The organism is Anaeromyxobacter sp. SG66 (assembly GCF_022690805.1).
GTDB lineage: Bacteria > Myxococcota > Myxococcia > Myxococcales > Anaeromyxobacteraceae > Anaeromyxobacter > Anaeromyxobacter soli.
This window is the reverse complement of sequence record NZ_JALCZC010000193.1, coordinates 1-4,129: the sequence shown is the minus strand read 5'-3', so window position 1 is coordinate 4,129 and position 4,129 is coordinate 1. Positions and strand designations below refer to the sequence as shown.

Annotated in this window: 4 protein-coding genes and 1 pseudogene; 1 reads left to right on the top strand and 4 read right to left on the bottom strand. The window is 74.7% G+C overall.

The window, feature by feature from the left end:
* On the bottom strand, nt 1-1,068 hold a 1,068-nt coding region (locus MNZ39_RS24635), incomplete at its 3' end, for a DUF1565 domain-containing protein (RefSeq protein ID WP_255841004.1).
* Nucleotides 1,069-1,345: 277 nt separating this feature from the next.
* On the opposite strand from MNZ39_RS24635, the gene MNZ39_RS23535 reads away from it, so the two are divergent.
* Complete coding sequence (locus MNZ39_RS23535) at nt 1,346-2,152, top strand: alpha/beta fold hydrolase (RefSeq protein WP_242341520.1); 807 nt, start codon at nt 1,346-1,348, stop codon at nt 2,150-2,152.
* A 149-nt stretch (nt 2,153-2,301) separates the two neighbouring features.
* On the opposite strand, the gene MNZ39_RS23530 is transcribed toward MNZ39_RS23535, so the two are convergent.
* From MNZ39_RS23530 to MNZ39_RS23520, 3 genes and pseudogenes are all read right to left on the bottom strand, one after another.
* Nucleotides 2,302-2,889 carry a DJ-1/PfpI family protein gene (locus MNZ39_RS23530; protein WP_242341519.1) on the bottom strand — a complete coding sequence of 196 codons (588 nt, stop codon included), beginning with the start codon at nt 2,887-2,889 and terminating at the stop codon, nt 2,302-2,304.
* Nucleotides 2,890-2,995: 106 nt separating this feature from the next.
* On the bottom strand, nt 2,996-3,511 hold the full coding sequence (locus tag MNZ39_RS23525) for an arsinothricin resistance N-acetyltransferase ArsN1 family A (protein WP_242341518.1): 516 nt from the start codon (nt 3,509-3,511) through the stop codon (nt 2,996-2,998).
* A gap of 2 nt (nt 3,512-3,513) precedes the next feature.
* Nucleotides 3,514-4,129: pseudogene (locus tag MNZ39_RS23520) on the bottom strand (glutamine--tRNA ligase); the annotation flags it as partial.

Here is a 4,129-nt window from a genome sequence, read left to right as displayed (position 1 = left end):
GTCTCCCCCGCCCCCGCCGTTTCCCGGGCTGCCGCCCGAGCCGCCCCCGCCACCGCCTGCACCGGTGTGGTCCACGAAGTCGCCGAGCGCGTTGCTCCACACCATCGCGCCGCCGCCCCCGCCACCGCCGCCCCCTCCCGCGCCAAAGCTGCCCGGTCCACCGATGCCGCCCACGGCGCTGCCGATGTGCCCGGCGTAACGAGCGTCGCTCACGACTCCGAGCGAGGCGCCGCCAGGGGCGTTCGCGCCCGCCGCTCCGCTCGCGCCCGGAGATCCATTCTTGCCCGCGATGGTCGTCGCCGTGCCGTACAGAATGCCGCCTGCGCCCCCGGCGCCGCCGCCCGTCCCCAGCCCACGCTGGCCGGCGGTTCCGTCGGTGGCGTATCCGCCCATCCCTCCCGCACCCCCCATGGATCCGAGAGTCCCCCCGGCTCCGCCCACGCCGGTGCACGTATTCTCCGTGCACGCCGCGGTTCCGTTCTCGCCAGGCTGTCCTACCTGTCCGCCCGGGGGCGTCCCGCCCGGGAGACCGGGCGCGCCGTCTCCTGCCTCGATGACGAGGGCGTGCAGCTGGACGTTGGACGAGGAGTCGAGCCGGACGCCGTAGGAGCTCCGCCCGAGCAGGGTCGCGGCCGCGCTGCGGATCGTGAGGCCGTCGAGGATGACGTTCGTCACGCCCGGGCCGAAGACGCCGTCGTTGCCGTACAGGTCGCCAGAGCCGCCCTGCACGACCGTCACGTTCACGGACGGATTGCGGGCCCAGGCGGCGTCGTACCCTCCGTACACGGCGACGTCGTTCGCGAGCTCCAGCGTGCCTGGGTAGGTGCCCGCGGCGACGTGCACGTCGCCGCCTCCGAGCGCCGAGGCGGCCGCGATGCCGCGCGCGATCGTGGCGAATGGCGCTTGCCGGGTGCCGGCCGCGCTGTCCGACCCGGTGGTCGCGACGAACCAGCCCTCCGACTGTGGGTTGTTGGAGCCAGCGTCACCCGGATCGCTCGAGCCGGAGCAGCCGGCGACGAGCGCCAGGGTGAGGGAGGGAAGGAGCAGTAACCGCAAAGTCCTCGTCATTGGTCCCCCAAAGGGTTACGGCGCTCGCCGGAAACCAAAGGCGTGCGGCCGGATGTCGCTGCACGCCGCGTGTACCAGATCCGGGCGCTCCACTGGAAGTGGGGTCCCCCGCCGACGGGACAGGGGCTCGGTGATCCGTATGACCCCAAGCGAATTCTCGCGGTCAGTCGAGCGCGGGGGTAGCGCTCGGGCTCTGGGAGACACCGACACACTCGAGCTCTACGCCGACGGGCTGCGGTTCTTCGCTCGCGCAGCGGGTCCCGAGGACGGGCCGCTGGTGGTCCTGCTGCACGGGTTCCCCGAGCTGTCGCGCTCCTGGCACCACCAGCTCCCCGCCCTGGCGGCGGCAGGCTACCGCGCGGTCGCGCCGGATCTGCGCGGCTACGGGCGCACCGAGCGGCGAGGTCCGTACGACCTGCGCACGCTCGCGGGCGACGTGGCCGGGATGGTGCGCGCCCTCGGGCGCGAGCGCGCCGTCGTGTGCGGACACGACTGGGGTGGCGCGATCGCCTGGGCGGCGGCGACGTACGCGCCGCAGGTGGTGGAGCGGCTGGTGGTGCTGAACTGCCCGCACCCGGCGGCGTTCGCCCGCGAGCTTCGCGTGAACCCCCGCCAGCTCCTGCGCTCGCGCTACATGCTCGCCTTCCAGCTGCCGTGGCTGCCGGAGCGGCTCCTCGCGCGCGACCGCGCCGCCGCGATCGCGCGGGCGCTGCGGGGCGGCGCGTACCGGCGCGACGCCTTCCCGCGGGACGAGCTCGAGCGATACCGGGAAGCGTTCGCATCGCGCGAGGCGGCCGCCGCGGCGCTCGCTTATTACCGGGCAGCGTTCCGTGAGCGCGGAGCCTTCGGTCGCGCCGCCCGCGCCCGCCCGGTCTCGGCGCCGACGCTCGTGGTGTGGGGCGTCCGGGACCGCTTCCTCGGGCTCGAGACGATCGCGCCGGAGAAGCTCGCGCCCTGGTTCGCACCCGGGAACGCGCCCGCCGTGGTGCTCATCGCGGAGGCAGGACACTTCGTGCAGAACGAGGCGCCCGGCGAGGTGAACCGGGCGATCCTCACGTGGCTCGCGGAGACCGGGCGGGGGTAATCCGGCAGGGGAGCGGCCGAGTCCGCTCGCCCTTCGACGAGCCTCCGGGCGAGCGGACCCGCGCCGCGGGCAGGGCGCGCACGTCCTCGTACGGGTGGGGGGACGAGAGGCGCGAGGACGGCGCCGCCGCCGTCGTCCTGCCTCGAACCCTACGCCTCGACGCGCGAGCCGAGCACCTTCAGGAACTGCCGCATCCACTCCGGGTGCGCGGGCCAGGCCGGCGCGGTGACGAGCTTCCCGTCGGTGAAGGCGTTCGACGCGGTCGCGTTCACCTCGCCGAAGCGGGCGCCCGCGGCGGTGCACTCCGGACCGACGGCGGGGTAGGCGAGGCAGGCCTTCCCCTTCAGGACGCCCGCGGCGGCGAGGATCTGCGGGCCGTGGCAGATCGCGGCGATGGGCTTGTCGTCGCGCGCGAAGCCCTGTACGAGCTCGATGACGCGCGGATTGAGCCGCAGGTACTCGGGCGCGCGCCCCCCGGGGATGACGAGCGCGTCGTAGTCGCCCGGCCGGAGCTCCTCGAAGGCGGCGGTGATCGCGAAGCGGTGCCCAGGCAGCTCGACGTAGGTCTGATCGCCGACGAAGTCGTGCACCGCCGTCTTCACCGTGTCTCCGGGCCTCTTGCCTGGGCAGACGGTGTGGACCGTGTGACCGACCATCGTGAGGATCTGGTACGGCACCATCGCCTCGTAGTCCTCGACGAAGTCGCCGACGAGCATGAGGATCTTCTTCGCGGCCATGCGCTTCCTCCTTGCGGAGCGGGATGGCGCGAGGATGGCGTGAGGACAGGGGACCCGGCCCGTGCCTTGTGGGTTCGCCGAGGAGCGGCCGCGCTCCCGCCGCGACTCAACGCTCGCGAGCGTCCCCGACGAGCCGCTCCACGAGGAGCACGTCGCGCCAGGCGCCGTCGAGCCGCGCGTGGCGCCGATGCACGCCGACCTCGCGGAACCCCAGGGAGCGGCAGAGCGACGCGCTCGCGTGGTTCTCGACGAAGATCTTGCCGACGACCTTCCACGCGCCCGCGGCCTCGGCCGCCTGGAGGAGGGCCACGCCGAGGGCGCGTCCGACGCCCCGCCCGCGCCCGTCGCGGGCGACGTACACCGACAGCTCCAGCACGCCTGCGTAGCAGGGGCGGGCGCTCGTGGGGAACAGGGCGCCGTAGCCGAGCACGGCGCCCGCATCCTCCGCGACGACGACCGGGTTCACGAGCCACTCCGACACCTCCGCGGCGATCCGCGGCCGCGTCTCGAACGTGGCGGAGCGATCCTCGATGCCCTGGTTGTAGATGCGGGCGATCGCGTCCGCGTCCTCGGGACGGCCGGGGCGGCACGTCACGGGGAGGGGATCGACGTCGGCTCCCATGGCTACCCGAGCTTCTCCTCCAGCACCTTCCGCACCAGGGCCGCGTCGGCGGTGCCGCCGGTCTCGCGCATGGCGGCGCCGACCAGCACGCCGAAGAGCTTCTTCTCTCCGGCGCGGTACCGATCGGCCTCGGCCCGGCGCGCCTCGAGGGCGCGCGCGACGGCGGCCTCCACGGCGGCGCGGTCGGCCACCTTCTCGAGGCCGAGCGCTTTCATGCGCGCCTCGGGATCGCCCCCCTGCTCGACGAGCTCCGCGAGGAGCGTCTTGCCCGCCGCCGGGGTGAGGCGGCCGGCGTCGACGAGCGCGACCAGCCGGCCGAACGCGGCGGGCTGGAGCGGCAGGGACGCGAGCTCGCGATCGCGCGCGAGACCGGCGAGGTCGTTCACGAGCCAGCGCGCCACGGAGCGTGCGTTCGGGTGGACGGCGACGGCCGCGTCGAACCAGGTCGCGACCGCGGCGTCGGCGGAGAGGAGATCGGCCTCCTCCTCGGAGAGCGCGAGCGGCCCCGTGTAGCGGGCGTGGCGCGCGGCGAGCCCCGGGTCCGCGGCGCGCGCCTCGGCGCGCAGCTCGGCGCGGGCCTTCCGCGACGCCCCGGGCCCCGCCCCCTCGGCGCCGCCG

Bases quoted from the DNA above. Each gene is read 5' to 3' on its own strand.
- MNZ39_RS23530 (WP_242341519.1), bottom strand. From the start codon at position 2,889: ATGGCCGCGAAGAAGATCCTCATGCTCGTCGGCGACTTCGTCGAGGAC.
- MNZ39_RS23525 (WP_242341518.1), bottom strand. From the start codon at position 3,511: ATGGGAGCCGACGTCGATCCCCTCCCCGTGACGTGCCGCCCCGGCCGT.